At 74.8% G+C, this 25909-nt stretch carries 23 protein-coding genes; 14 read left to right on the top strand and 9 right to left on the bottom strand.

Annotation, left to right across the window (positions count from 1 at the left end):
* Positions 1-95: 95 nt before the first annotated feature.
* Together AMIR_RS25230 and AMIR_RS40615 are read right to left on the bottom strand one after the other, a co-directional pair.
* Entirely contained in the window at positions 96-3398 is a 3303-nt protein-coding gene (locus AMIR_RS25230; protein ID WP_015803798.1) for a helicase HerA domain-containing protein, read from the bottom strand.
* The gene (locus AMIR_RS40615; RefSeq protein ID WP_015803797.1) at positions 3395-3997 is read right to left on the bottom strand and encodes a hypothetical protein; all 603 of its coding nucleotides are present in this window, start codon (positions 3995-3997) and stop codon (positions 3395-3397) included. Before AMIR_RS40615 ends, AMIR_RS25230 begins: the two co-directional genes overlap by 4 nt.
* Before the next feature lie 157 nt (positions 3998-4154).
* Between AMIR_RS40615 and AMIR_RS25220 the strand changes: the two genes are divergently transcribed.
* The 7 genes from AMIR_RS25220 (at position 4155) to AMIR_RS25190 (ending at position 9116) form a co-directional block, all read left to right on the top strand.
* The gene (locus AMIR_RS25220) at positions 4155-4952 is read left to right on the top strand and encodes a CoA transferase subunit A (protein WP_015803796.1); all 798 of its coding nucleotides are present in this window, start codon (positions 4155-4157) and stop codon (positions 4950-4952) included.
* Positions 4953-4972: 20 nt separating this feature from the next.
* On the top strand, positions 4973-5704 hold the full coding sequence (locus tag AMIR_RS25215; protein WP_049797185.1) for a CoA-transferase subunit beta: 732 nt from the start codon (positions 4973-4975) through the stop codon (positions 5702-5704).
* Positions 5705-5757: 53 nt separating this feature from the next.
* On the top strand, positions 5758-6474 hold the full coding sequence (gene pcaH / locus AMIR_RS25210) for a protocatechuate 3,4-dioxygenase subunit beta (RefSeq protein ID WP_015803794.1): 717 nt from the start codon (positions 5758-5760) through the stop codon (positions 6472-6474).
* Positions 6467-7033 carry a protocatechuate 3,4-dioxygenase subunit alpha gene (pcaG, locus tag AMIR_RS25205; RefSeq protein ID WP_015803793.1) on the top strand — a complete coding sequence of 189 codons (567 nt, stop codon included), beginning with the start codon at positions 6467-6469 and terminating at the stop codon, positions 7031-7033. Before pcaH ends, pcaG begins: the two co-directional genes overlap by 8 nt.
* Complete coding sequence (locus AMIR_RS25200; RefSeq protein WP_015803792.1) at positions 7008-7790, top strand: alpha/beta fold hydrolase; 783 nt, start codon at positions 7008-7010, stop codon at positions 7788-7790. The genes pcaG and AMIR_RS25200 overlap by 26 nt, the downstream gene beginning before the upstream one ends.
* Before the next feature lie 245 nt (positions 7791-8035).
* Positions 8036-8374 (top strand): carboxymuconolactone decarboxylase family protein, encoded by a 339-nt coding sequence (locus AMIR_RS25195; RefSeq protein ID WP_041838330.1) that lies wholly within the window; start codon positions 8036-8038, stop codon positions 8372-8374.
* Positions 8367-9116 carry an IclR family transcriptional regulator domain-containing protein gene (locus AMIR_RS25190; RefSeq protein ID WP_015803789.1) on the top strand — a complete coding sequence of 250 codons (750 nt, stop codon included), beginning with the start codon at positions 8367-8369 and terminating at the stop codon, positions 9114-9116. Before AMIR_RS25195 ends, AMIR_RS25190 begins: the two co-directional genes overlap by 8 nt.
* Before the next feature lie 50 nt (positions 9117-9166).
* Here the strand turns inward: AMIR_RS25190 and AMIR_RS41285 are convergent, their stop codons facing one another.
* The 3 genes from AMIR_RS41285 to AMIR_RS25175 all read right to left on the bottom strand — a co-directional run bounded on the left by AMIR_RS41285 (position 9167) and on the right by AMIR_RS25175 (position 11598).
* Complete coding sequence (locus tag AMIR_RS41285) at positions 9167-9730, bottom strand: hypothetical protein (RefSeq protein WP_222840696.1); 564 nt, start codon at positions 9728-9730, stop codon at positions 9167-9169.
* A gap of 523 nt (positions 9731-10253) precedes the next feature.
* Positions 10254-10886 carry a dihydrofolate reductase family protein gene (locus AMIR_RS25180; RefSeq protein ID WP_015803787.1) on the bottom strand — a complete coding sequence of 211 codons (633 nt, stop codon included), beginning with the start codon at positions 10884-10886 and terminating at the stop codon, positions 10254-10256.
* A gap of 124 nt (positions 10887-11010) precedes the next feature.
* A complete protein-coding gene (locus AMIR_RS25175) occupies positions 11011-11598 on the bottom strand; it encodes a LysE/ArgO family amino acid transporter (RefSeq protein WP_015803786.1) in 588 nt (195 codons plus the stop codon).
* Between the two features lie 831 nt (positions 11599-12429).
* On the opposite strand from AMIR_RS25175, the gene AMIR_RS25170 reads away from it, so the two are divergent.
* The 3 genes from AMIR_RS25170 to AMIR_RS36205 all read left to right on the top strand — a co-directional run bounded on the left by AMIR_RS25170 (position 12430) and on the right by AMIR_RS36205 (position 14925).
* On the top strand, positions 12430-13296 hold the full coding sequence (locus AMIR_RS25170; protein WP_015803784.1) for a LysR family transcriptional regulator ArgP: 867 nt from the start codon (positions 12430-12432) through the stop codon (positions 13294-13296).
* Positions 13297-13509: 213 nt separating this feature from the next.
* Positions 13510-14313, top strand: coding sequence for a family 16 glycosylhydrolase (locus AMIR_RS25165; protein ID WP_015803783.1), 804 nt, complete (start codon positions 13510-13512; stop codon positions 14311-14313).
* 72 nt (positions 14314-14385) lie between these two features.
* On the top strand, positions 14386-14925 hold the full coding sequence (locus AMIR_RS36205; protein ID WP_143760884.1) for a hypothetical protein: 540 nt from the start codon (positions 14386-14388) through the stop codon (positions 14923-14925).
* A gap of 3 nt (positions 14926-14928) precedes the next feature.
* Here AMIR_RS36205 and AMIR_RS25155 read toward each other — a convergent pair whose 3' ends face one another.
* Positions 14929-16284: an endo-1,4-beta-xylanase gene (locus tag AMIR_RS25155; protein ID WP_015803781.1), complete on the bottom strand. Its 1356-nt coding sequence runs from the start codon at positions 16282-16284 to the stop codon at positions 14929-14931.
* A 166-nt stretch (positions 16285-16450) separates the two neighbouring features.
* Here AMIR_RS25155 and AMIR_RS25150 point away from each other — a divergent pair, with 166 nt between their 5' ends.
* Positions 16451-17635, top strand: a complete 1185-nt coding sequence (locus tag AMIR_RS25150; RefSeq protein WP_015803780.1) for an NAD(P)/FAD-dependent oxidoreductase — start codon at positions 16451-16453, stop codon at positions 17633-17635.
* Between the two features lie 153 nt (positions 17636-17788).
* Complete coding sequence (locus AMIR_RS25145) at positions 17789-18850, top strand: peptidoglycan recognition protein family protein (RefSeq protein ID WP_015803779.1); 1062 nt, start codon at positions 17789-17791, stop codon at positions 18848-18850.
* A gap of 60 nt (positions 18851-18910) precedes the next feature.
* Here AMIR_RS25145 and AMIR_RS25140 read toward each other — a convergent pair whose 3' ends face one another.
* From AMIR_RS25140 to AMIR_RS25130, 3 genes are all read right to left on the bottom strand, one after another.
* Positions 18911-19567, bottom strand: coding sequence for an MBL fold metallo-hydrolase (locus AMIR_RS25140; RefSeq protein WP_205590334.1), 657 nt, complete (start codon positions 19565-19567; stop codon positions 18911-18913).
* Between the two features lie 46 nt (positions 19568-19613).
* A complete protein-coding gene (locus AMIR_RS36200; protein ID WP_015803777.1) occupies positions 19614-21614 on the bottom strand; it encodes an ABC transporter ATP-binding protein in 2001 nt (666 codons plus the stop codon).
* 73 nt (positions 21615-21687) lie between these two features.
* A complete protein-coding gene (locus tag AMIR_RS25130; protein WP_015803776.1) occupies positions 21688-23337 on the bottom strand; it encodes an ABC transporter transmembrane domain-containing protein in 1650 nt (549 codons plus the stop codon).
* Between the two features lie 137 nt (positions 23338-23474).
* Here AMIR_RS25130 and AMIR_RS25125 point away from each other — a divergent pair, with 137 nt between their 5' ends.
* Positions 23475-24803: a lysine N(6)-hydroxylase/L-ornithine N(5)-oxygenase family protein gene (locus AMIR_RS25125; protein WP_015803775.1), complete on the top strand. Its 1329-nt coding sequence runs from the start codon at positions 23475-23477 to the stop codon at positions 24801-24803.
* A gap of 67 nt (positions 24804-24870) precedes the next feature.
* On the top strand, positions 24871-25881 hold the full coding sequence (locus AMIR_RS25120; protein WP_015803774.1) for an iron-siderophore ABC transporter substrate-binding protein: 1011 nt from the start codon (positions 24871-24873) through the stop codon (positions 25879-25881).
* The last annotated feature ends 28 nt before the right edge of the window (positions 25882-25909 follow it).

The raw sequence follows: 25909 nt of genomic DNA, 5'->3' as shown, positions 1-25909 counted from the left end.
CGGAGAAGAGGGACGCGGGATTGGGCGGCTGCGGGCTCGCTGCGCTCGCCCCGCAGCCCGCGAGTGCGTCGATGTTGACTGCCCGTGTCGTGCGGTCAGGCGCGTGCCCTCGCCAGCACCTCGCCCTCGGTCAGCGCGCCTTGCGGGTGGTGGCTCAGGCACATCGGCAGGCGCAGCTTCGTGAAGCCGGTGCCCTCCGTCGCGCCGTAGAAGCGGCCCGCGCCCAGCCTTGACACGTCGTCCACCCGGCCGCCGCGGGCCGCTGCCAGTTCGACGGCCGTCTGCACCTGCGCGGAGGCGTTCAGCCTGCCGAAGAACTGGGTCGCGGTGTTGCCGGTGACCGAGTTGTGCAGGCCCTTCGGGGCCTGGGTCGCGAAGACCACGCCCAGGCCGTACTTCCTGGCCTGCGCCGCCAGCAGCCGGGTGCTCGCGCTCGACACCACCTCGCCGCGCGACGGCGCGAAGGTCTGGGCCTCGTCGAGGACCAGCAGGCCGCCCAGCGGGCGGTCACCGGCTGGGTTGCGGCGCACCCACGCGAACAGGGCCTGCTGCAGCTGGTGCGCGAACGCCTGGCGCTGGCCGTCCGTCGGCAGCCCCACGCAGCTGATCACCGACACCCGCGCCCGCGTGCCCGGAGCCGGTCGCAGCAGCTCGCCGGGGTCCAGGCGGCGGCCCGAGCCGCCGAACAGCGGGTCGGTGATGATCGCGGCGTGCAGGCCGTCGGCCAGCTCGGGGGCCAGGCGGGTGGCGTCGCGCATCGTGCTCGCGCCCTCCGGCAGGTCGTGCAGGAACGCCACGAAGTCCGCCACGTCGCGCCCGCCGCGACCGGCGAACGCGGTCAGGGCCTCGGTCAGCACCGCCCTGCCGTGCACCAGCCTGCGACCGGACAGGGCGAGCTTGGGCAGCAGGCCCGCCACGGCCGCGTCGACCGCGCCCCGGAACTCGTCCGGATCGCCCCGCACCGCGCCGAAGTCCGGCAGCGGGTCCAGCACCAGCGGCCTTCCGGACTCGCGGCCCGGCGTCCACACCACGACGTCCGTGCCGTCGAGGTAGCGGCGGGCGCGGTCGGCGTCACCGGGGGCCCAGCCCTCGGGCGGGGACGGCCAGGCGTCGCCTAGGCGGGCCAGGTCGTTGTTGGTGTCCAGGAGGACCGAGGACACGCCGTGCAGCGCGGCCTCCTCCACCAGGCGGCGCAGCAGCACGGTCTTCCCGGAACCGGTGCCCGCGAACACGGCCACGTGCTTGCGCAGCAGAACGAGGGGGAGGGTGAACGGGCGACCGGTCGTCGCGTCCGCGCCCAGGGTGATCGTGGCGTCGGCGGAGGGCGGTGAGGTGGGTGCGACCACCGGGGCCGGGGCGGGGGCCGGGGCCGGGGCCGGGATCAGGGTGGGGGTGGGGACAGGGGCGGGGGTGGCGGGCCAGCGGGATTCCGGGTCGAACAGGCTTCCCGCCAGGCGGGACGGCTCGGCCGCCGGCCAGCCGCGTTCGGGCCAGGACGGTTCGGGGGCGTGTTGTGGTGGTGGTGCGGGCAGTGCGCAGACCTGCTCCTCGTACTCGCGTTCCGGCCACACCGGCTCGTCGTGGGCCGACGGGCGCTGCGGGGCTTGCGAGCCCGCGTCCCCCACCGGCGGCAGCACCCGGCGCAGCAGCGGGGTCCGGCTCGCGGGCGTGCGCGCGGCCAGCCAGGCCAGCAACCCGGCGGGCGCCTGGCCGACGAGTTCGCGCAGCGCCGAGAACACCCGCAGGTCCTCCGGCGTCAGCGGCAGGACCTCGCCGCCCGCCGCGACCAGCTCGCCCACCGCCCGCGCCGTCTGCGGGCCGCCCGAGAACGGCGTGCCGCGCAGCACCACCAGGCGGCGCTTGCCGGTCCCGCCGAACACGCCCGCCTCCAGGCACGCCGACCGCAGCCGCGCCAGCACCGCCGTGCTGTGGCCGTGCGCGATCGCCCGGAACGACCACCACACCTCGTCCTCGCTGGCCTCGTCCAGCGTCAGCCGCAACCGGGCGTGCAGCGCGGGCTTGCGGCCCGGCGGCGGGTCGAGCACGAGGTCGCCGCCGTGCTCCACCGCGTAGCAGCGCAGCGCCGCCGACAGCAGCCCCGGCACCAGCTCGTCCTCGCGCGCCGGGTCCAGCGGGGACGTCACGTCCGCCGCCTCGCACGCGCGGGCGAACCGCTCGTCCAGCTCCGCCAACCCGCCCGCGTCCACCTCGGGGGCCGCCACCTCCGCCGGGCCGTCCGCGAAGTCCCGCAGCTCCGCCTCGACGTCGCGCGCCAGGCACCACCGCACGTGCTCCTCGACCCGCTGGAGCAACCGCCTCGGCGTCGAGTGCGCCACCTCCGCCCCGCCGAACGCCACCCGCGCCACCGGCCACGTCGGGTGCGGCGGCGCGAACCCCTCCTCCGCGTACAGCGCCCCCAGGTGCCGCTGCACGATCGCCTCCGCCACGCCCGCGCTCGGCATCGCGGTGCGCAGGTCCAGCACCGCGAACCGGCTCGCCGCCGAGTTCACCGCGTGCTCCGACAGCAGCTCCCACGACCGGGGCAGGCACGCCACGACCAGCACCGTCCGCCGGGTCTCCTCGCGCAGCCGCATCAGCCCGTCCGCGAGCCGGTCCACCAGCCCCGACGAGCCGGGCTGCTGGGTGATCACCGAGTCGATCTGGTCGACCGCCATCACCACCGGCCCGGTCAGCGCGAAGATCCGCGACAGGTCCCCCAGCACCAGCTGCGCGGACCGCGACCGCAGGTGGAAGCCCCACTCCGCCCGGTCCGCCTCGTCGATGCCGCCGTCCTCCAGCGCCAGGAACCGGTGCCCGACCTCGCTCGGCCGCCCCCGCGCCCGGTACAGCACCAGCGCCCGCAGCGTGTCCTGGCACTCCAGCGCCACCTGCGGGTCCAGCTCGCGCACCCGCTCCACCAGCTCGTCCAGGTACTCCCGGCTGATCGGGATCGTGCCGCGCAGCCGCAACCGCGACTCGTCGGTGTGCCCGGTCGCCTTGGCCAGCGCGTCCAGCATCGCGCCGAGCTGGTCGCCCTCGCGGTTGAGCCCGCTGATCGCCCCGTGCACCGCGCCCGCCCAGAACGACCTGTCGTCCAGCAGCTTGAGCAGGAAGAACCACCCGCCGCGCGCCCGCGCCTCCTGCCGCAACCAGCCCAGCAGGTGCGTCTTCCCGACCCCGCGCTCCCCGCGCAGCACCACCCCGATCGGCGTGGAGCGCGGCTTGCGCGCGGCGGACGCCACGGCCCGCGCCAGCTCCGCGGCGACCGGCCCGTGCAGCTCGGGCACGTGGTGCGCCAGCGGGCTCCAGATGTCGTCGGGCGCGACCGCCGAGTTGAAGTGCACGGCCTGCAGGGCGTTGCGCCGCTCGTCGTCCAGGCCCGGTCCGACGAGCGTCACCGCGCCACGACCAGCAGGTGCCGCGCCGTCCCGCCCAGCACGACCGCTGCCTCGCGGTCCCGGTCGGTCAGCGCCTTCTGGTCCGCCTCGCCCCACAGGCGCACGTCCTCGCGCAGCGCCAGCTCGCCCAGCGCCCGGTCCACGTCCGCGCGCGGCACCCCGAGCAGCCGCTCCCGCACGTCCGCCAGCGGCACCGAACCGCCCCGGCCGCCGCTCGCCGCGTCGTGCGCCGCGAGCACCAGCACCACCGGGTCGGGCCGGAACACCTCGGCCACCGTGCCCCCGGTCGCGTCCAGGTGCCGCTTCAGGCCCGCCAGCACCGCCGCCAGCGCGCCACCGGCAGACCCGGACCTCGGCTGCCTCGGCGCGGTCAGCTCCTCGGCGCAGCGCACCGCGCCCCGGTCGGTCAGCTCGTGCGCGAAACCCCGGCCCACCTTCGTGCTCGTCACCAGGCCCAGCCCGTTGAGCCGCCGCCTGGCCGCCCCGTCCAGGGTGAACCCGGCGACCTCCCGCAGCTGCGGGTTGGTCAGCTCGCGGGCCTCCGCCATGAGCACGAGCAGCACCGCCCGCTCGTGCGGGGTCAGCCGCTCCTCGATCACACGTCCCCCAGTGCTCGCCGAACTTCCGTGGTTGATCGCGCCGCACCGGCCGTCCGTTACCGAGCGCTGCTCCACGCGGACCTGTCGGCCCCGGCCCGCCCGGTCATAGGCTCGTTCGGGTGCCGCACCCGTGTTCGCACAGCGCACAGGAGGTCGGATGGCCGTTCTCACGTCCCTCGCCGACGGCGTCGAGGAGGTGGTGCGCGACGGGGACACCACCGCCTTCGAGGGGTTCACTCACCTGATCCCGTTCGAGGCGGGCAACGAGGCCATCCGGCAGGGCCGCCGCGACCTCACCCTGGTGCGGATGACCCCCGACGTGATCTACGACCGGATGATCGGCGCGGGCTGCGCGCGCAAGCTCGTGTTCTCCTGGGGCGGCAACCCTGGGGTGGGCTCGCTGCACCGGTTCCGCGACGCCGTCGAGCACGGCTGGCCCGCGCCGCTGGAGCTGGAGGAGCACAGCCACGCGGGCATGGCCAACCGCTACGCCGCCGCCGCGTCCGGGCTGCCGTTCGCGGTGCTGCGCGGGTACGCGGGCACCGACCTGGTCGGGCGCACCGACAGCATCAGGACGATCACCTGCCCGTTCACCGGCGAGGTGCTCGCGGCGGTGTCCGCGCTGCGGCTGGACAGCGCGGTCGTGCACGCCCAGCGCGCCGACCGGGAGGGCAACGTGCAGTACTGGGGGATCACCGGCGTGCAGAAGGAGGCGGTGCTGGCGGCGGAGCGGTCGCTGGTGACCGTGGAGGAGGTCGTGGACGAGCTGGAGCCGGTGCCCGGCGCGGTCGTGCTGCCGCACTGGGTGGTCGACCGGGTCGCCGTCGTGCCGGGCGGGGCGCACCCGTCGTACGCGCACGGCTACTCCACCCGCGACAACGCCGCGTACTCCGAGTGGGACGCGATCAGCCGCAGCCGCGAGGAGTTCTCCCGCTGGTTGGGAGGACTGCGGTGAGCGGGCACACCTCGGACGAGATGATGACGGTCGCCGCCGCGCGGGCGCTGCGCGACGGCGCGGTGTGCTTCGTCGGCATCGGGCTCCCCAGCACCGCGGCCAACCTGGCGCGGCGCACCCACGCGCCGGGGCTGGTGCTGGTGTACGAGTCCGGCACGATCGGCGCGAAACCGGACGTGCTGCCGCTGTCCATCGGCGACGGGGTGCTCGCGGAGACGGCGGTGAGCGTGATCGGGGTGCCGGAGGTCTTCAACTACTGGTTGCAGCCCGGCCGGATCGACGTCGGGTTCCTCGGAGCCGCGCAGGTCGACCGGTTCGCGAACATCAACACCACGGCGGTGGGGGCGTACGGGGCGCCGTCGGTGCGGCTGCCGGGGGCCGGTGGGGCGCCGGAGATCGCGGCGTCGTGCGGGGAGGTCGTGGTGGTGGTGCGGCAGAGCCGGAGGGTGTTCGTGGAGCGGGTCGACTTCGTCACCTCGTTCGGGCACGGGTCGGGGCCGGGGGAGCGGGAGCGGCTCGGGCTCACCGGGGCCGGACCGCAGGTGGTGATCACCGACCTCGGGGTGCTGCGGCCGGACCCGGAGACGTGCGAGCTGGTGCTGACGGCGCTGCACCCCGGGGTGGACGTGGCGACCGCGCGCGAGCGGACCGGGTGGGAGCTGCGGGTGGCGGAGGACGTGGAGGAGAGCGCGCCGCCGAGCGGGGAGGAGTTGGCGGTGCTGCGGGAGCTGATCGCGCGCAAGGGCGGGTGAGCGGACCGGTCGTCCGGACACCCGAGCCGTTGAGCTGATCGAGAGGGGCCGCGTTGCCGAGCACGACGATCCCCGAGTACCGGCGGGACCCCGGGTCCCAGCCGCCGGTGGACTTCCCGGCGTACCGCTCCAACGCGCTGCGCGCCCCGCGCAGACCGCTGGTGCTCCTGCCGCAGCGGCTCACCGAGGTCACCGGGCCGCTGCTCGGCGCGGACCGGGTGGGGGAGCACGACCACGACCTCACCGCCGGTCACCCCGGTGAGCCGATCGGGCAGCGGATCACCCTGTCCGGGCGAGTGCTCGACGGTGGTGGGCGGCCGGTGACCGGCGCGCTCGTGGAGGTGTGGCAGGCGAACGCGGCCGGTCGGTACCGGCACGACGCCGACCGGCACCCCGCGCCGCTCGACCCGAACTTCACCGGGGCCGGGCGGTGCGTCACGGACTCGACCGGGGCGTACTCGTTCACCACCGTCCGGCCGGGCGCGTACCCGTGGCGCAACCACGACAACGCCTGGCGGCCCGCGCACGTCCACTTCTCGCTGTTCGGCGTCGCGTTCACCCAGCGGCTCATCACCCAGGTGTACTTCCCCGGCGACCCGCTGCTGCCGCTGGACCCGGTGTTCGACTCGGTGCGCGACGAGGCGGCCCGCGCGTCGTTGGTGGCCGCGTTCGACCTGGGCCGCACGGTGCCCGAGCGGTCGTTGGGCTACCGCTGGGACATCGTGCTGCGCGGCAAGGACCCCACACCGCTGGGGGACGACGATGACTGAGCGGTGGCGGCCCACGCCGTCGCAGACCGTCGGCCCGTTCCACGGCGTCGCCCTGCCCTGGGCGGACGGGCCCTACGCCGTGGCCGAGGGCACGCCGGGCGCGTTCTGGATCACCGGGACCGTGCGCGACGGGGCGGGCGAGCCGGTCGCCGACGCGGTCGTGGAGACCTGGCAGGCCGACCCGGACGGCCGGTTCGACCACCCCGACGACCCGCGCGGTCCGGTGTCGCGCAACGGTTTCCGGGGTTTCTCGCGCAGCGGCACCGCGCCGTCGGGGGAGTTCCGGCTGCTGACCGTGAAACCTGGCCCGCTGCCGTTCGGCGACGGTCGCGCGCAGGCCCCGCACCTGGACGTCTCGGTGTTCTGCCGGGGCCTGCTGGTGCGGCTGGTGACCCGGATCTACTTCCCCGACGAGCCCGCCAACGCCGAGGACCCGGTGCTGGCGTCGATCCCCGACCCGGCCGCGCGCGCCACGCTCGTCGCGGTGGCCCAGCCCGGCGGGTACCGCTTCGACATCCACCTGCAGGGGGAACGTGAAACCGTCTTCTTCGACCTCTGACCGGGCCGCCGGACCGCTGCCGCACCACGAGGACAGCGGCCCGCGCGACGCCCCGGTCCTGGTGCTGGGCAGCTCGCTCGGCACCACCACGGCCCTGTGGGAGCCGCTGCTGCCGGTGCTGGAGCGGCACTTCCGGGTGATCCGCGTGGACCACCCCGGTCACGGCGGCAGCGCGCCGCGCGCGTTCCGCGACGTCGGCGACCTCGGACGCGGCGTGCTCGCGCTGCTGGACTCGCTGGGGGTGCGCGAGTTCCGCCACGCCGGGGTGTCGCTGGGCGGCATGGTCGGCATGTGGCTGGCCGCGCACGCCCCGGACCGGGTGGAGCGGCTGGCGCTGTGCTGCACCACGGCGTCCTACGACGACCCCGAGCCGTGGCGGGCGCGGGCGGACCTGGTGCTGGCGCGCGGCGTCGGCGCGACCGCCGAGGGCACGGCGGCCCGGTGGTTCACCCCGGCGTTCGGCGCGCGCGGCGAGCGGCTGCTGGCGGGACTGTCCGGAGTGGACCCGCTGTCGTACGCGGCGGCCTGCGGCGCGCTGGCCAGGCTGGACCTGCGCCCCCTGCTCCCGACGATCGGCGCGCCCACGCTGGTGATCGCGGGCGAGGACGACGCGGGAACCCCGCCCGAGCACGGGAAGGCGATCGCCGACCTGATTCCGGGCGCCCGGTTCCACGTGGTGCCGGGCGCGCACCTGGCCGTGGTGGAGTCCCCGGACGCGGTCGCCGAGGTGCTCGTGCCGCACCTGGTGGGACCGTGAGCGGGGAAGGGGAAGGGGTGGGGGAAGGGGAAGGGGTGGGGGCGGGGGAGGGAGGCGCGGCCGGGTCGGGTCCTGCCGAGGCCGAGGCCGAGGCCGAGGCCGTGGCCGGTGCCGTGGCCGGTGCCGGTGCTGGTGCCGTGGCTGGTGCTGGTGCTGGTGCCGGTGCCGTGGTGCCGGGTGTCGCTGGCGGCCCCGATCCGTTGCCGCGCAGTGAGTTGATCGGTGCCGACCGGTACGAGGCGGGCATGGCCGTGCGGCGGGCGGTGCTCGGTGACGAGCACGTCGACCGGGCCGCCCTGGACCCGTTCGGCGCGGACTTCCAGCGCTACGCCACCGAGACCGCCTGGGGCGCGGTGTGGACCCGGCCGGGTCTCGACCGGCGGACCCGGTCGTGCGTGGCGCTGTCCGTGCTCGCCGCGCTGGGGCACGAGCGGGAGCTGGCGCTGCACGTCGCGGGGGCGCTGCGCAACGGCGTCACGCGCGAGGAGATCGCGGAGGTGCTGCTCCAGGTCGGCGCGTACGCCGGGCTGCCCGCCGCGAACCGGGCGTTCGAGGTGGCGCGGCGGGTGCTCGCCGATGGCTGACTTTGTCCAGTCGCTGGCCAGGGGGCTGCTGGTGATCAGGGCGTTCGACGCCGACCACCCGGAGCTCACGCTCAGCCAGGTCGCCCGGATCACCGGGTTGACCAGGGCGGCGGCGCGGCGGTTCCTGCACACGCTGGTCGCGCTCGGGTACGTGCGCTCGGACGGCAGGCTGTTCGCGCTGCGCCCGCAGGTGCTCCAGCTCGGGCACGCCTACCTGTCCAGCCTGTCCCTGCCCGCGCTCGCCCAGCCGCACCTGGAGAAGCTGGCCGCGCAGGTCCGCGAGTCGTGCTCCATGTCGGTGCTCGACGGCGACCGGGTGGTGTACGTGGCGCGGGTGCCGACGAAGCGGATCATGTCCGTGACGATCAGCGTGGGCACCCGCTTCCCCGCGCACGCGACCGCGATGGGCCGCGTGCTGCTCGCCGCGCAGGACCGGGCGTGGCTGGACGAGTACCTGGCGAAGGCGCGGCTGGAGCGGTTGACGTCGCGCACGGTCGTCGACGCCCGGCGGTTGCGGCAGGAGCTGGACGTGGTGCGCGGGCAGGGCTGGGCGCTGGTGGACCAGGAGCTGGAGGACGGCCTGCGCTCGCTGGCGGTCCCGGTGCGCGGCCCGCGCGGGGTGGTGGCGGCGGTGAACGTCTCCGCCCACACCAGCCGGGGCAACGCCCTGGCCGTCCGCGACGACCTCCTGGCGCCGCTCCAGGCGGCGGCGAAGCTGATCGAGGAGGACCTGAGGCAGTGAGCGCGGGGCGGCTCCGCACGAGCGCGGGGCCGCCCCCCTCGGACCGGCTCTCACCCCAGGGTGAGGTTGATCGCGCCCGCCCTGGCGTCCTTCTCGGTGTAGGAGATCTTCCCGCGGTGGGACACCTCGACCTGGTAGATCCGCTCACCGTCGGGGACGTCGGGGACGGCGAAGTTGAACCGGCACATCCCGCCGGAGAGGTAGTTCGAGTTCGTCAGCTCGCTGATGGCCACGATCGTGCCGGAGGCGTCGTACACGCTGACCTGGGTGCCCTCGGAGATGTCGTCGTAGCCCCTGGTGCCCTCGCAGTCCCCGACGGCGGCGTAACTGGAACCACCACCCATCAGGGTCATGGTGCCCCGCAGGGTGAACGGCCCGGACTTGGGCTCGGCGGGCCCGGCACCGCCGGCGGTAGCGTCATCGCTCCCGGTGCCAGCACCGGATCGCGACCCGGAACCCGAGCCGCCGAAGAGCAGCGCCGCGGCCACCACCAGTCCGCCGACCAGCACGATGCCGCCGATGAGCAGTCGGAACGGACGCGACCCCAACTGCCCCTCGCCCCGCTCCGCACCGCCGAGGGCTGCCAGCGCGCCCGATGACATGCCCGATGACATGCCTGATGACGCTGGGAGCGGCACCAGCTCCGGCAGCACGGCGGCAGGCGGAGCCTGCGACGGCACCGACGCGGGCAGCGCTGCACCAGGCGCGTGCGCGGGCGTCGCTTCTCCCATCGCCTGCGCGGGCAGCGCTGTTTCCGGCGCGTGCGTGGGCAGCGTCGACCCAGGCGCCTGCGCGGTCGGCGCTAACCCCGGTTCCGGCGCGGGTGGCGGGGCCGGTGACGGCTGCGCCGGGGTGGGTGTGGCGGATGAGTCGGTCACGTGCTCTCCGGGTTGCCGTGCGGTCGCTACGCCCGGAAGTCGAGCGCGCGCGACCGCTCGTTACGCCGGAACGACGCTGTTCAGCCGTTCTGCCGCTGCCCCACGCGGCGCAAACGCTTGCCCCTCACCCGGACGTGTCACCACCCCCGCTCATCCGCCCCGATCGGCCACTCCCGATCGGCCACTCCCGATCAGCCGCCCCCGCTCGATCGCCCCCGCTCGATCGCCCCGCCCAACTACTCCCGCCAACCACCCCGCCTCACCAGTTCCCCGTCTCCGGCCCCAGCGCCCCCTGCGCCAACCCGGCCGCCGCGTTCGCGTAGCCGGCCACCACCGCCCCGCCCGCCGTCCGGTCCAGCGAGCGCAGCTCGAAGGTCACCGGCGCCTCCCCGAACAGCCGCTTGCCCGCCCCCACCACCACCGGGAACGTGATCACCTGCAGTTCGTCCACCAGGCCGTGCTCCAGCAGCGCCCGCACGAGCGTCCCGCTCCCGTGCACCTGCAGCTCCCCGCCCTCCCCGCCGTCGTCGGCCTTCAGCGCCGCGACCGCCGTCGCCAGCTCCCCGCCCAGCAGGCTCGCGCCCCGCCACTCCGGTGTCAGCGGCGTGCTCGACACCACGTGCTTGGGGATGGCGTTGAACCGCTCGCCGATCGGGTCGTCCTCGGGCGCCAGGGGCCAGCTCGTGGCGAAGATGTCGTACGTCCGCCGCCCGAGCAGCAGCGCCCCCGCCCGCCGCACGACCCCGGCCATCCGCTCGCCCAGCCCGTCCTCGTAGAACGGCACCAGCCACCCGCCGCGCTCGAACCCGCCCGACCGGTCCTCGTCCGGCCCGCCGGGGCCCTGCACGACGCCGTCCAGCGACTGGAAGGTGGTGACCACCAGCTTGCGCATCTCAGCTCTCCGCTCGGTAGCGGGACGCATCCGTCCCGACACCGAACGTCTATCAGCGACCCCCGACAAGAACGGGCCGTGCGGCCCGCACCGGATGGGGGGAAGTCGCCGGATCAGCGGGAAGTCACCAGATCAGGGAAATCCCGGCCGCCGTCACCACGACCGCCACCACCCCGTCCAGCACCCGCCACGCCGACGGCCGGGCGAACACCCCGGCCAGCCGCCCCGCCCCGAACCCCAGCACGCAGAACCACAGCACGCTCGCCACCATCGCCCCGACCCCGAACCACCACCGCAGGTCGCCCCACGCGGTCGAGGCGGTGCCGAGCAGCAGCACGGTGTCCAGGTAGACGTGCGGGTTGAGCCAGGTCAGGGCCAGGCACGTGGCGACCAGCGCCGAGGCCGCCACCGGGGCCGCCGTGAGCCCGTCGCCCGGCCGCAGCGCGCGGCGCAGCGCGAGCGCCCCGTAGGCGAGCAGGAACGCCGCGCCGAACCAGCGCACGACCTCCAGCAGCGGCGGCCACGACGTGAACAGCCCGCCGAGACCGCCGACGCCGAGCGCGATGAGCAGCACGTCGGAGGTCGCGCAGATCGCGACCACCAGCGGGACGCGGTCGCGCAGGACGCCCTGGCGCAGCACGAGCGCGTTCTGCGACCCGATCACGACGATCAACGACAACCCGGTGCCCAGGCCGGCGGCCATGGCGTACATCAGCTCCACGGCGCTCAACCGTAAGGACCAGTCCGCGGTAAGCCCAGCTAAAGATTTTTACGCACCATTAGCGCATCTGTCGGAACTCGGTGGGGGAGCCGGTGACCGGTCCGGTCACCGGCGCCACCTCAGGCCAGGTGGGTGCGCGCGATCCGCACGGGCCCGATCTCCAGGGTGGTCCGCGCGGGCACCAGCGCGACCGCCGTCAGCAGCAGGCCCAGCAGGACCACGGCCAGCACCACCACCCGTGCGATTCCGGACCAGGTGGAAATGAGTGATCGGTCGGGCCGAAGAAAACCGCTCCACCCGGCGCAGGCCGACGGCCGGACGGCGCGCGAAACGGGGTGGGCTGGTCGACGTCGGCGGGAGCGTCTTATCGTCGTCATGCACGGCCTCTCTGTTCTGGCTCGGACGAGAGGTGGGCGGCCGGAAACCTCGCCGGAAACGACCGCCCACCTGTGCCTCCCGCCATCACAAGCTTGTGGTGGCGGGTGTTCCGCGTCAGACGGGCGAGGTGAACGCGATGCCGTTCCAGCGGTCTCGCGTTCGCCAACGGGCGGCCCTCTCCCTGGGGGCCGCCCGTTGTTGTGCCTGCCTGACACCTGTCTGAATTTACTGGCCCGCCGAGGCCGAGAACCCGGTTCGGCGTCTGGGAATGGCCGAGCGGCACGACGGAGCGCTGAGCGGTGTGGCCGGTTCGGATAACCCAGCCCAATGACTAGTCCGGGTGAATTCCACTTGCTGCTGATGAATATCCGCGCACCTGATACTGCCGTCCCGCAATCCCGCCACCCCGGTGGCCGCACCCCGTCCCAGGTACCCTCGCCCCCCGTGGTGGAACTCCCCCAGGACTGCGTGCGCACCCTGCTGACCGTGCTGGACGAGGGCACCTTCGACGCCGCCGCGAAAACCCTGCACATCACCCCGTCCGCCGTCAGCCAGCGCATCCGGCAGCTGGAGCAGCGCGCCGGGCGGGTGCTGCTGGTGCGCTCGCGGCCGGTCGTGGCGACCGAGTCGGGGGCCGCCATCGCCCGGTACGGCCGCCAGCTCGCGCGGCTCGCCGAGGACACCGGGGCCGAGCTGGAGCTGGCCACCACCGAGTCGGCCGTGCCGGTCGCGGTCAACGCGGACTCGCTGTCCACCTGGTTCCGGCTCGTGGTGCGGGAGCTGGCCGGGGACGTGCGGCTGGCGCTGCACCGCGAGGACCAGGACCACACCGCCGAGCTGCTGCGCCGGGGGCAGGTGGTGGCCGCCGTGACCTCGTCGCCGACGCCCGTGCAGGGCTGCGCGGTCCGGCCGCTCGGGCGGATGCGGTACCACGCGGTGGCCACGCCGGAGTTCGCCGCGCGCTGGCTGCCCGGTGGCGTCGGACGGCTGGCCGACGCGCCGGTCGCGGTGTTCGACGACAAGGACGACCTGCAGGACGCGTTCTGCCGCGACCTCACCGGGCGCCCGGCGTCGGCGCGTCGGCACCACCTGCCGGACGGGCCGATCTTCGTGGACACGGTCACGTCCGGCGCGGCGTGGGCGCTGCTGACCGAGGCGCAGATCGCGCTCACCACCGGACTCACGCGCCTCGCGCCGGAGCGGCCGGTGGACGTGCCGCTGCACTGGCAGCAGTGGCGGCTCGACTCGCCGCAGATCGCGCGCGTGGCGGACGCGGTCCTCCGCGCGGCGGCCACCGAGCTGCACGCCTGACGAACGAAGCGACGGCACCCCTGACGGCAGCCCCCTGACGGCAGCCCCCCGACGACAGCCCTCTGACGACAGCCCTCCGGCCGCAACCCCCGACCGCCGAACCGTTCGAGCGAGCCCGTTGACGAGCCCACCGCCGGTTCCTAGAGTTCGCCTGGCAAGCGCTTTCCCCGCCGCCACCGCGATCAACGACGATCCGCAGCGAAGGGCAGAGCCATGACCGTGAGCAGAAGGACCCTCCTGGCAGGCGCCACCCTGGGGGCGGCCGGGCTCGGCGCGGGCGCGCCCCCCGCGCGCGGCGCCGCGTGGGAGAACGTGATCAGCGGCTCGTTCGCGAGCTACGCGACCCTCGAATCGGCCTGGAACTACCGCTACCCCTGGGGTTCGGACCACAACGGCACGGCGCGCATGTACGCCTCGGCCTCCGACCACAACCACGTGTTCCTGGAGAGCGGCGGCGTGCTGGGCATCCGCGCGACCCGCATCACCTGGGACGAGGGGAACAGCTCGGCCGACCCGCACCTGCCGATCCGCTACCACTCGGGCGCGCTGCACGCCAAGCAGCACGTCGTCGTGAACGACCAGTTCCCCACCTGGGAGGTGAAGGGCGAGTTCCAGGCGCCCTCGGCGCGCGGCACGTGGCCCGCGTTCTGGCTGACCGGCGTCAACTCCTGGCCGCCGGAGAGCGACATCCTGGAGTTCAAGGGGGACAACCGGAACTGGTCCAACACCTACCGCAACGCCTCGGGCGGCTGGTCGAACACCCTGACGACGGTGTCGAACCCCGGCGGCTGGCACGCGTACCGGGCGTGGATCGCGAAGATCAACGCCACCGACGTCGACATCCACTACTACGTCGACGACAGGTGGGTCGGCCAGCACCGGGGCGCGGGCTTCGTCAACCAGCCGCTCTGGCTGATCGTCAACCTCCAGATGGAGGGCTCCTCCGGCTCGCCTGGCCCCGCGGCGGAGACCCTGTACCGGGCCAGGAACGTCTACGTGGGCCGCACGCGCGCCTGATCCGACCGTCCCACCACCCGCCTCCCGGTTTCACCCCGCGCCCGGCAGGGCAAGCTGGTGGGGGAGGGGGTGGTGGCGATGGCGACGGGCGGCGGACTGCTGACCGCGGGCGCGCTCGCGACCGTCGTCGTGGTCGGCGCGAGCGTGGCCTCCTCCGAGCCCGCCGACCCGTGGGCCGACCTCGGGCTGCGCCAGACCGCCGCGGCCGCCCCGCAGACCGGGCAGGACTGCGCGGCCGTCATGTTCGGCGAGGTCCGCCAGGTCGCCGCCGACCGGGCGTGCCGCTCGATCACCCGCACCCTGCTGGTCGTGTCCGACGGCAAGGGGACCTCGGCCGCCGTCGCGGTGTCCTGGGTCGAGTTCGGGCAGCGCCGGGACGCGCGCGAGTTCCGGCGCGTGGAGGACGTCCACGGCACCGGCGACATCACCCCGCTGCCCGGCGCCACCGCGGGCGTCCGGGACGTCGCCTTCTCCGCGCTGCACTACACGTCGGCGCTGAACGCGTCCACGGTGATCGTCGCCGAGGCCGAGCCCCTCGAAGGCGCCCCCGGCGACGACCTGCTCCGCGAGATCACCGGCGTCGCGGTCCTGCTCGACCGCCCGACCGGCTGAGGATCAGCCCGTCGCGCAGCCGACCGTCGGCGCGGTGGCGTGCGGCCCGCTCGCCAGGAACCCGAACGACGTGCTGCGCCCCGCCCCGACCGACCCGTTGTACGACGCGTTCCGCGCGGTCACCACCCCGCCCGCCGTGCTCACGGACGCGTTCCACGCCGCCGTCACGGCCTGCCCGCTCCCGAGCGGCCACGTCACCGTCCACCCCGTGAGCGCCGCGGCCCCGGCGGTCACCACGACCTCGCCCTGGAACCCGCCGCCCCACTGCCCGACCACCCGGTACACCGCCGAGCACGCCGCCTGCGAACCCCCGCCGAACGCGGCGGCCACCGCGTCGTAGGCGGGCTTGGGCCGGAACGACTCGTCGAACGGCAGCGCCGCGCCCTGACCGGGGAACACCGACGGGATCCACGAGTACTTGTCCGACAGCCCCCACGTCGTCACGCCCACGCAGCCGTCCACCGCCACGCACGCCGACACCACCGCCGAGTAGTCCGCGGCCTGCGCGGCGAGCTTCGCCGCGTCCGCCGGGGTGTCCATCCGCACGTCCAGCTCGGTGAACGCGACCTCCAGCCCGAGGTCGGCGAACCGCTGGACGTTCTGCCGCACGGTCGACGGGACCTGCCCGAGGATCAGGTGCCCCTGCAGGCCGACGCCGTGGATCGGCACGCCCTCCTCCAGGAGGGACTTCACCATCTCGTACACCGCGTCGCTCTTCGCGCCGATCCCGTCGATGTTGTAGTCGTTGTAGTAGAGCTTGGCGTCCGGGTCGGCGGCGTGGGCGGCGCGGAAGGCGTCGGCGATGTAGCCGTCGCCGAGCTTGAGCTGCCAGAACTCCTGCCGCCGGGTCCCGTCCTCGGCGAACGCCTCGTTCACCACGTCCCAGGCGATCACCTTCCCCCGGTAGTGGCCCGCGACGGCGGCGATGTGGTCGACCATGGCCTGCTGCAGGTCGGCGGGCTCCAGGGCCTTGACCCACGCGGGGGTCTGGCTGTGCCACACGAGCGTGTGCCCGCGCACCAGCTGCCCGGCCGCGACGCCGCCCGCCACGACCTGGTCGCCGGGGCCGAAGTCGAAGCTGCCCCGCGCGGGTTCGGTGGTGTCCCACTTCAGCTCGTTGCCGACGGTGAGCACACCGGCCTCGCGCGCGCTGAGGTCCCGGTAGGCGGGGTCGGCCAGTTCGCCGACGGTCATGGCGGTGCCGAAGTACTTGCCCTCGGCCGCCGCGAGGTCGCGCAGCGGCGCGGATGCCTCGGCCGTCCCGCCTCCCGGCGCGGCCGGCGCGCTCGGGGCGCCCACCACCGGTAAGGCGGCCAGAGCCGCCACGGCCAGGGTGCCGATCCACTTCGTCGTGCCCATCGACCACACCTCCCAGTTGCCCGCAACAGGAACTGGGAGCGCTCCCAGGAAGGGACGCTAGCAGCTCCACCAGCCCCGTGGAACACCCCTGAGGAGGACTTCCGGCCGCGCCCGGCACGCCCGCGCGCGTCGTGCACCCGCCCCACCGCCCGGTTAGCGTCGCAAGATGACACAGGCAGTCGTGGTGGGAGCCGGTCTGGCCGGGTTGAGCGCCGCACGCGCGCTCACGACCGCCGGAGTCCACGTCACCGTCCTGGAAGCCGCCGACGCCCCCGGCGGGCGCGTGCGCACCGACGTGGTCGACGGCGTCCCCCTGGACCGGGGCTTCCAGATCCTGCTCCCCGCCTACCCCGAACTCGCGCGCCTGGACCTGGCCCGCCTCGACCTGCGCCCGTTCCGCCCCGGCGTCTTCGTCGAGGACGACGGCCGCCACGACCTCCTCGCCGACCCGCGCCAGGGCCGCCACGCGTGGCAGGGCCTGCTGGCCCAGCGCGTCCTCACCGCGCCCGACCTCGCCCGCCTCGCCGCGCTGACCGCCCGTGCCCTCCTCGCCCCCGACCTGCGCCCGCCCGACCTGACCACCCGCGCCGCGCTGGCCGCGTTCTCCCCGTCCGCGCTGGAGAAGCTGTTCCGCCCCTTCCTGTCCGGCGTCTTCCTGGAGGACCGCCTGGACACCTCGTCCCGCTTCTTCCACCTGGTGTGGCGCTGCTTCGCGCTCGGCGGCGCCGCGCTGCCCGCGCGCGGCGTCCAGGCGCTGCCCGACCTGCTCGCCGAGGGCCTGGACGTGCGCACCGGCCAGCGGGTCGCCGCCGTGCGCGGCCCGCGCGTGGAGCTGGAGGGCGGTGAGCGGATCGAGGCCGACGCGGTGGTCGTCGCGACCGACGGCGACACCGCCGCCCGCCTGCTGCCCGGCGTCGCCCGACCGCGCTGGAACTCCGTCACCACCTGGTACTTCCGCCCGGACGAGCCGCCGCTGCGCGACCCGGCGCTCGTCGTGCGCGCGAACCGGGCGGTCAACTCGGCCGTCATCTCCGAGGTCGTGCCGCGCCCCGTTCCGGTGGTGCAGGTTTCAACCCCCCACCCGCTGGCCGAATCCGATGTTCGTGCCGAACTCCGCGCGCTCTACGGCACCGCCACCGCCGGGTGGGAGGTGCTGGCCCGCCGCGAGATCCCCCAGGCCCTCCCCGCGATGCCCGCGCCGCACCCGCTGCGCCGCCCGGTCCGGGTCGGCGGCGGCTACGTCTGCGGCGACCACCGCGACACCTCGTCCATCCAGGGCGCGCTGTTCTCCGGCCGCAGGGCCGCGCGGGCGGTCCTCACCGACCTCGGCCTGCGCGAACGCTCGGACTGACGCCCCTTCCCCCCAACGCTCGTTGTCCCGGTGAGGGGCGTCGCGCACCGCTCGGGACCTCGTGGCGCCGAGGAGCCCGACGACTCCGGAGCAGCCGCGCCGCGCGGCGCGCGCGTCCCCGCGACCGACCGCCAACCCTGAGGAGACACCACAGTGACCGACCTGTCACGCCGGAACGTGCTTCGCGGAGCCTTCGCCGCGGGCGCCGCCGCACTCGCCGCGGGCACCGTCGTCCGGGCCGCGCAGGCGGCTCCCCCCAGCGGTCCCACCGCGCTCGCGGCGGGCCGCAGCGCCCGGCCCGTCGGCTCGGCGTCCACCCACCTGTCCGTCGCCTCGAACGGCGGGCGCTGGCGCACCCGCACCGCGTCCGGCTGGGGCGACTGGCGCACCCTGGCCTCCTGCCCGGCCGGCCACGAGAACCCGGCGAACGCGCGCGCCCTGCTGCCGCTGGGCCCCGGTGTCGTCGAGTACGAGGTCGACGTCCCGGCGGGCACCTCGGTCACCGAGCTGAGCACCGCGGGCGCCACCGCCCGCTCCACCGGGGAGGCCCGCATCGCCGGTCGCAGCACCGGGAAGCAGTACTTCCCGCGCTCCGCCTGGGGCGCCGACGAGTCGCTGCGCTTCCGCGAGGACGGCTCGGAGTCCTTCCCCGCCGCGTACTTCCCGGTGCAGACCCTGACCGTGCACCACACCGCGCTGCCCGTCGGCGCGGACCCGGCGGCCGACATCAGGGCGATCTACCGCGACCACGCGGTGAACCAGGACTTCGGCGACATCGGCTACCACCTGCTGATCGACCCGCAGGGCGGCGTCTACGAGGGCCGCTGGTCGGGCGCCGACCAGCGCCCGGTGTTCGGCGGACCAGAGGGCGGCAGGCCCGTCGACGGGAAGCCCCGGATGTCCAACGGCGCGCACGTGGGCGGCTACAACGCGGGCAACGTCGGCGTGTGCGTCATGGGCGACTTCACCACCGAGCCGCCGAGCGCGCAGGCGGTGGACTCGCTGATCGCCGTGCTGGCCGCGATCAGCACCGCGTGCGGGCTGGACCCGGTGGGGCGCACGGACTACGTGAACCCGATCAGCGGGGCGACCCGGTCCGTGGACACCATCTCCGGGCACCGCGACTGGCTGGCCACGCAGTGCCCCGGCGAGCGGTTCTTCCCGGAGCTGGCGGGAATCCGCGCCGAGGTGGCGAAGCGGGTCGGCCAGTACTGAGCTGCTTCCGAGGCCCCGCGCGGACGTCCCGCGCGGGGCCTCGCGCCGTCCACAGCGGACTCAGCGCGGAGCGCCGGTGCGGACCGGTTTGCCGTGCCCGACGCACACCAGGTCCGCGCCCACGGCCAGCAGCCTGCGGACGGACTCCTCCAGCCTGGCCCGGTCGGTGTTGAACACGCCGGGCCGCAGCGGGCCGCCGACCGACGCCAGCGCGTCCCCGGTGAACAGCACGCCCAGCGCGGGCAGGTGCAGCGCGATGCTGCCGTCCGTGTGGCCGGGGATCGACAGCACCCGCGCGCCGCCGCCGAACGGCAGCACGTCCCCGTCCGCGACCTCCCCGTCCACCGGGCACGGCGGCGCGGGCGGCACGGTGGGCGTGATCGCCTCCCACAGCGGCCGGTCCTCGTCGGTCAGCACCGGCGGCGGCGGTTCGGCCTCGCCGCGCACCACGGGCGCGTCGGCGGCGTGCGCGAGCACCGGGGCTCCGGTGAGCGCGCGCAGGGCGGCGGCGGAACCGACGTGGTCGGCGTGGTGGTGCGTGAGCACGATCCGCCGGACCGGGCCGAACTCGGCGGCCCAGCGCGCGATCGGCCCGGCGTGCCCCGCGGTCCCGGTGTCGATCACGGTCACGCCCTCGTCGTCGCGGACGAGGTAGCACTGCGCCACGCCGTCCAGGCGCAACCGAAGCAGTCCGGGTAACTCCAAGGTGGCCTCCACCCACCCGACGCTAGGACCGCCCGGTCCCGGCGGGAACCCGTCCGGCTCAGGGCCGAAGCCCTGGATTCGGGTTTGTGCCAAGGGGAACCGCGGCCGTGCTAGTGGGGACCGCGGCCGTGCTGCCGGCGGCCGGGGCCGGGTCGCCGGTCCGCGTCCCCGACCACGCCTCCCACAGCGCCGCGTACCGCCCACCGGCCGCCAGGAGCGCCGCGTGCGTGCCGCTCTCCACCACCCGACCGGCCTCCAGCACCACCACCCGGTCGGCCTCCGACGCCTGCGTCAACCGGTGCGCCACGAGCAGGCCCGTCCGCCCGTCCAGGGCCCGCGCCGCCGCGACCTCCAGCTCCCGCGCCCCCGCGCTGCCCGCCTCGGCCGTGGCCTCGTCCAGCACCGCGACCGGCGGGTCCGCCAGCACCAGCCTGGCCAGCGCGAGCTGCTGCGCCTGCGCCGCCGTCAACCGCCGCCCGCCCTCGCCGACCACGGTCTCCAGCCCCTCGGGCAGCGCCCGCGCCCACCGCAGCGCGCCCACGCGCTCCAGCGCCTCCTCCACGTCCGCGGGCGACGCCTCCGGCCGGGCCAACCGCAGGTCCTCCACCAGCGGCCCGGCGAACACGTGCACCTCCTGCGTGATCAGCGCGACCGACCGCGCCGCACGCTCCAGCGGCGCCCCGCCGACCAGCACCGTCCCGGACGTCGGCCGGTGCACCCCGGCGATGATCTTCGCCAGCGTGGTCTTGCCCGCCCCGGACGCCCCGACCAGCGCCACCCGCTCGCCGGGCTTCACCTCCAGGTCCACCCCGCGCACCACCGGGTGCCCGGCCACGTACTCGTGCCCGACCCCGGCCAACGACACCCCGGCGTCCTCCGAGCCGATCGTCGGAGTCCCGGCGTTCACAGGACTGCCGGCGTTCACGGGACCACCCGCGTTCACAGGACCATCAGTGCCCGCACGGGAAGCGGCGCCCGCAAGACCGCCGGCACCCGCAGGACCACCGGCGCCCGCACGGGAAGCGGCGCCCGCCTGCGAGCCCGCGCCCGTCGCCGACTCCGGGTCCTCGCCCTCCGCCCGCCCGTCCGCGACCCCCACCAGCCGCGCCAGCGACGCGGACGCGGCCTGCGCGTCGTCGGCCAGCGCGAGCGCGGCGTTGATCGGGTTGAACAGGCCGTGGAAGTACAGCGCCGCCGCCGTCGCGGCCCCGACCGTCACCGACCCGCCCTGCACCAGCCAGAACCCCACCACCAGCAGCCCGCCGAGCCCGACGAACTCGGCCAGGTTGAGCCTGCCGTAGAACCGGGTCAGCAGCCGGATGCCGCGCAGCGCCAGCGACACCGCCTCCTGCGACCGCTCCCGCACCCGCTCCTCGTGCCGCCCGGCCAGCCCGAACGCCCGCACCGTCGCCGCGCCGCCGATCGAGTCCAGCAGCTGCTGCTGCTGCGCCCCGACCGCGACCCGCTGCGCCGCGTACAGCCGCACCGCCCGCCCGCCGTACCACCGCACGGTGTGCGCCTGGACCGGCGCGGCCAGCAGCACCGGGATCAGGAACCGCCAGTCCAGCACGCCGATGCCGACCACGGTCAGCCCGATCGTCAGCGCCGACCGCGCCATCACCGGCAGCGCGTTGCGCACCCCGTCCGCGACGACCTGCACGTCCCGCGTCACCCGCGAGGTCAGGTCGCCCGCGCCCGCCTCCTCGACCCGCTCCAGCGGCAGCAGCAGCGCCCGCTCCACGAACCGCTCCCGCAGCCGCGCCAGCACGCCCTCGCCGAGCCGCGCCACCAGCGTCACGCCGACCGCCGCGCACACCCCCTGCACGACGGCCACGCCCGCCAGCGCCACCACCGTCCCGGTGATCGCCTCCGCTCCGAGCCCGGCGCCGACCAGGTCGACGATCCGGCCGAGCAGGGGAGCGGTGGCCAGGCCGACCGCCGCGCCCGCGAACAGCACCGCGAACGCGGCCACCGCCAGCTTCCAGCGCGGCGCGACCAGCTCGCCGAGCGCGGCGCGCACGCGGGCCGGTGAGGCGATGGGGAGGAGCTCTCGGGTCACCGCGCACCGCCGGTCGTCGCAGGGATCACTGGTCCAGCAAGAGGGCAAGCGCATTCCGAACGCGCGCGGGGGATCACCCGAGCACCGCCGACCGGTAGTCCGGACGGGTCACCAGGTCCGCGTGCGCGCCCTGGGCCACCACGACCCCGGCGCTCAGGTGCACCACCCGGTCGGCGGCGGCCAGCAGCGCGGGGCTGGCGGCCACGACGACCGTCGTGCGCCCGGCCCGCACCCGCCGCACCCCGTCGGCCAGCGCCACCTCGGTCACCGCGTCCACGGCGGTCGTCGGGTCGTGCAGCACCAGCACCGGCGCGGCTGCCGCGAGCGCCCGCGCGAGCGCGACCCGCTGCCGCTGCCCGCCGGACAGCGAGCGCCCGCGCTCGGACACCGCCGTCCCCATCCCGTCCGGCAGGGCGCGGGCCACGTCGTCCACCCGCGCCGCCGCCACCGCCTCGGCCACGTGCTCGCCGCCGTCCAGCACGTTCTCCAGCACGGTCCCGCCGAACAGGTCCGCCTCGTGCGAGGCGACCAGCAGCGCGGACCGCCGGACCGCACCGTCCACTTCGGACAGCGCGACCCCGTCCAGCAGCACCGCCCCCGACTCCGGGTCCACCTCCCGCGCCAGCAGCGCGAGCAGCGCCGACGCCTCGGCGGGGTCGTCCGCCACCACGCCGACGAACTCCCCGGCGGACACCGAGAACGACACCCCGCGCAGCGGCCCGGACACCACGTCCACCAGCGCCACGTCCCCGACCGCGGCAGGCGGCACGTGCGAGCCGGGTGGCACGGCGGGCGGCGCGTCCAGCACCGCGCCGACCCGCGCGGCCGACGCCCTGGCCTGCGCCAGGAGTCCGTTGACCCAGGAGAAGATGGTCAGCGGCCACAGCAGGAACTGCGCGAGCCCGACCGCCGCGACCAGCTGCCCCACGGTGATCTCGCCGTTCGCGGCCAGCCGTCCGCCGACCAGCGCCACGACCGCCAGGAACACCCCGGTGACCGCGAGCATCCAGCCGTCCAGCCACGCCCGCGAGCGCGCCGCCCGCACGGCCGCCGCCGCCGACTCCGCGCTCGTGCCCCGGTAGCGGGCGGCAGCGGCGGCCTCGGCCCCGATGCCCTTGAGCGCCCGGATTCCCGCGACGAGGTCGGCCGCGACCCCGGACGCGGCGGCGGCCCGGTCCTGCTCGGCGTCGCTGCGCCGTTCCAGGGGTTTGCCCAGCAGGTGCGCCAGGCCCAGCATCAGCGGCGCGGCCACGAGCACGAGCAGTCCGAGCGCTGTGGAAACCCGAAGCAGCGCCACCGCGCCGACGAGCAGTCCGACGACGGCGGCGATGGCGGTCGGCAGCGCGGCGTTCACCCGGCCGACGCGCTGCGCGTCGCCGGTGGCGATGCTGGCCAGCTCGCCCGACAGCCGGTCGACTCCGCCCTCCGCCAGCACCCGGCGGGCCAACCGCACCCGCAGGTCGTGCTCCGCCCGGTGGGCGGCCAGCTCGCCCGCGCGCAGCGAGAAGCGGAAAGCGTTGGACAGCACCAGGAACACCGCGCCGAGCAGCCCGATCCACAGGCCCAGCCGCGTGCCGTCGCCGGTCGCCACGGCCTCGTCGACGATCACGCCGATCAGCAGCGGGACGGCGGCTTCGCAGGCCTGGTGCAGCGCTCCCAGGGTTCCGGCCGCGGCGACCGGCCGCCACTGCCCGGTGACCACGTCCGAAAGGACTTTTTTCACCGCAGCACCTTCCAGGGGTACGGAGAGTGAGGTTAGCCTAACCGTAAGAGAGGTCCGGATCACTCTCGTGAGGCGTTGAGGTTAGGTTAGGGTAACCAAAGTTTGATCAACCCCAATGTCGCACCGATGGGACAGCCATGCCACAGTTCCCGGTCTTCGACGTCCTCGGCGTCGGCTTCGGCCCCTCCAACCTGGCCCTCGCCATCGCCGTCTCCGAGCACAACGCCACCGCGTCGCCCGGCCAGGCCGTCACCGCTCACTTCCTTGAGCGCCAGCCCGCCTTCGGGTGGCACCGGGGCATGTTGCTGGACGACGCGACGATGCAGGTCTCGTTCCTCAAGGACCTGGTGACGCTGCGGAACCCCACCAGCACGTTCAGCTTCCTCAACTACCTGCACCAGCGCGGCAGGCTCAGCGACTTCATCAACCACAAGAACCTCTTCCCGCTGCGCGTGGAGTTCAACGACTACTTCGAGTGGTCCGCCGCGCAGCTGGCCGACCGGGTCTCGTACCGCACCGAGGTCGTCGCCATCGCCCCCGTGGAGCAGGACGGCGCGATCGCCCACTTCGACGTCACCTCCCGCACCGCCGATGGTGAGCTGGAGGTCCGCCGGACCCGCAACCTCGTGTTCGCCACGGGGTTGCGGGTCAACCTCCCCGAGGGCGTCGTGCCCTCCGCGCGGATCTGGCACAACCACGACTTCCTCGCCCGCGTCCCCGCCCTGGGCGACCCGAAGCGGGTCGTCGTGGTCGGCGCCGGGCAGAGCGCCGCCGAGGTCACCGCCTTCCTGCACGAGCGCTTCCCGGCCGCCGAGGTGTGCGGGGTGTTCGCCCGCTACGGCTACAGCCCCGCCGACGACTCCTCCTTCGCCAACCGGATCTTCGACCCGGCCGCCGTGGACGACTACTTCGGCGCGCCCGACGAGATCAAGCGCCGCATGATGGGCTACCACTCCAACACCAACTACGCCGTGGTCGACACCGACCTGATCGACGAGCTGTACCGCCGCGTCTACCGCGAGAAGGTCCTCGGCGAGAACCGGTTGCGGCTGCTGAACCTCTCGCACGTCACCGGCCTGGCCGAGACCCCCGACGGCGTCCGCGTCACCGTCGAGTCGCTGGCCACCGGCAGGTCCGAGGAGCTGAGCGCCGACGCGGTCGTCTACGCCACCGGATACCACGAGGCGGACCCGACGCCGCTGCTCGGCGAGCTGGCCGGGCGCTGCCTGCGCGACCCCGACGACCGGCTCAAGGTGGACCGCGACTACCGCGTCACCACCTCCGCCGACGTCGAGGCGGGCATCTACCTGCAGGGCGGCACCGAGCACAGCCACGGCATCTCCTCGGCACTGCTGTCCAACACCGCCGTGCGGGTCGGGGAGATCCTCCGATCCGTGCTCGACCGCCGCCCCGCGGCGATCCCGTCCCAGCAGGAGTACGCGATCAGCGGCTCCAGCTCCAGCTAGACCCACCACCACACAGGAACCTCGGGCGGGCAGCGGTGCCCGCCCGGCGGAAGGGAAACCAACCACAATGTCCGGCATCTCCAGGCTGGTGGCCGCCGTCGCCGCGGCGGCACTGGCCCTGACCGCGTGCGGGAGCGGCGGTGGCGCCGACGCGGGCGCCCCGAGCGCGACCGGCGACGCGGCGTCCGGCGCGTTCCCCGTCACCGTCGAGCACAAGTACGGCTCGACGGAGATCAAGGCCGAACCGAAGCGCATCGTCACGCTCGGCCTGTCCGACCAGGAACCCGTGCTGGCACTGGGATCCAAGCCCGTCGGCGTCGTCGACTGGTTCAAGGAGCGCCCCTACGGCAACTGGCCGTGGACCAAGGAGCTGTGGGGCGACACCCAGCCGGAGATCGTCGGCGAGCGCGACGACGTGAGCATGGAGAAGATCGTCGCGCTCAAGCCCGACCTGATCGTCGCCGTGTACTCCGGGCTCCAGCAGGAGCACTACGACACGCTGTCCAAGATCGCGCCCGTCGTGGCGCAGCCCAAGGGCTTCGTGGACTACGGCGCGCCGTGGCAGGACCAGACCAAGCACATCGCCAAGGCGCTCGGCAAGAGCGAGAAGGCGCAGGAGCTGGTCGACGGCGTGGCCAAGCGGTTCGCCGACGCCAAGGCCGCCCACCCCGAGTGGCAGGGCAAGACCGCCGTCGTCGCCGACAGCTTCAAGCCCGGCCAGTACTCCGCGTTCGCCCCGACCGACCCGAAGGCCATCTTCGTCAAGGAGCTGGGCTTCACGCTCAAGGACGAGATCGGCACGCTGGCCGGTGAGATGAACGTGGCCGAGTTCAGCGAGGAGCGGATGGACCTGCTGGAGGCCGACCGGGTCATCTGGCTGACCTCCGACCTCGCGGCCCAGGAGCGGGTCAAGGGCGTCGAGGCGTACCAGCGCCTCAAGGTCACCAGCGAGAAGCGCGACCTGTTCCTGACCTACATGGACCCGCCGATCGGCGCCTCCATGTCGTTCAACACCGTGCTGAGCGTGCCCTACGGCATCGACCAGGTCGTGCCGCTGCTGGAGAAGGTCCAGAACTAGTCGCAGCACCAGCCCTGCCGTCGCGGGT

Source organism: Actinosynnema mirum DSM 43827, assembly GCF_000023245.1.
Taxonomy (GTDB): domain Bacteria; phylum Actinomycetota; class Actinomycetes; order Mycobacteriales; family Pseudonocardiaceae; genus Actinosynnema; species Actinosynnema mirum.
Note: the sequence above shows the minus strand (reverse complement) of the source record. Positions and strands in the feature narration are given on the sequence as shown.

Coding starts and splice junctions, on each gene's coding strand:
- AMIR_RS25220 (WP_015803796.1), top strand. CDS start 4,155: ATGGCCGTTCTCACGTCCCTCGCCGACGGCGTCGAGGAGGTGGTGCGC.
- AMIR_RS25215 (WP_049797185.1), top strand. CDS start 4,973: ATGATGACGGTCGCCGCCGCGCGGGCGCTGCGCGACGGCGCGGTGTGC.
- pcaG (WP_015803793.1), top strand. CDS start 6,467: ATGACTGAGCGGTGGCGGCCCACGCCGTCGCAGACCGTCGGCCCGTTC.
- AMIR_RS25195 (WP_041838330.1), top strand. CDS start 8,036: ATGGCCGTGCGGCGGGCGGTGCTCGGTGACGAGCACGTCGACCGGGCC.
- AMIR_RS25190 (WP_015803789.1), top strand. CDS start 8,367: ATGGCTGACTTTGTCCAGTCGCTGGCCAGGGGGCTGCTGGTGATCAGG.
- AMIR_RS41285 (WP_222840696.1), bottom strand. CDS start 9,730: ATGTCATCGGGCATGTCATCGGGCGCGCTGGCAGCCCTCGGCGGTGCG.
- AMIR_RS25180 (WP_015803787.1), bottom strand. CDS start 10,886: ATGCGCAAGCTGGTGGTCACCACCTTCCAGTCGCTGGACGGCGTCGTG.
- AMIR_RS25175 (WP_015803786.1), bottom strand. CDS start 11,598: ATGTACGCCATGGCCGCCGGCCTGGGCACCGGGTTGTCGTTGATCGTC.
- AMIR_RS25165 (WP_015803783.1), top strand. CDS start 13,510: ATGACCGTGAGCAGAAGGACCCTCCTGGCAGGCGCCACCCTGGGGGCG.
- AMIR_RS25155 (WP_015803781.1), bottom strand. CDS start 16,284: ATGGGCACGACGAAGTGGATCGGCACCCTGGCCGTGGCGGCTCTGGCC.
- AMIR_RS25150 (WP_015803780.1), top strand. CDS start 16,451: ATGACACAGGCAGTCGTGGTGGGAGCCGGTCTGGCCGGGTTGAGCGCC.
- AMIR_RS25125 (WP_015803775.1), top strand. CDS start 23,475: ATGCCACAGTTCCCGGTCTTCGACGTCCTCGGCGTCGGCTTCGGCCCC.
- AMIR_RS25120 (WP_015803774.1), top strand. CDS start 24,871: ATGTCCGGCATCTCCAGGCTGGTGGCCGCCGTCGCCGCGGCGGCACTG.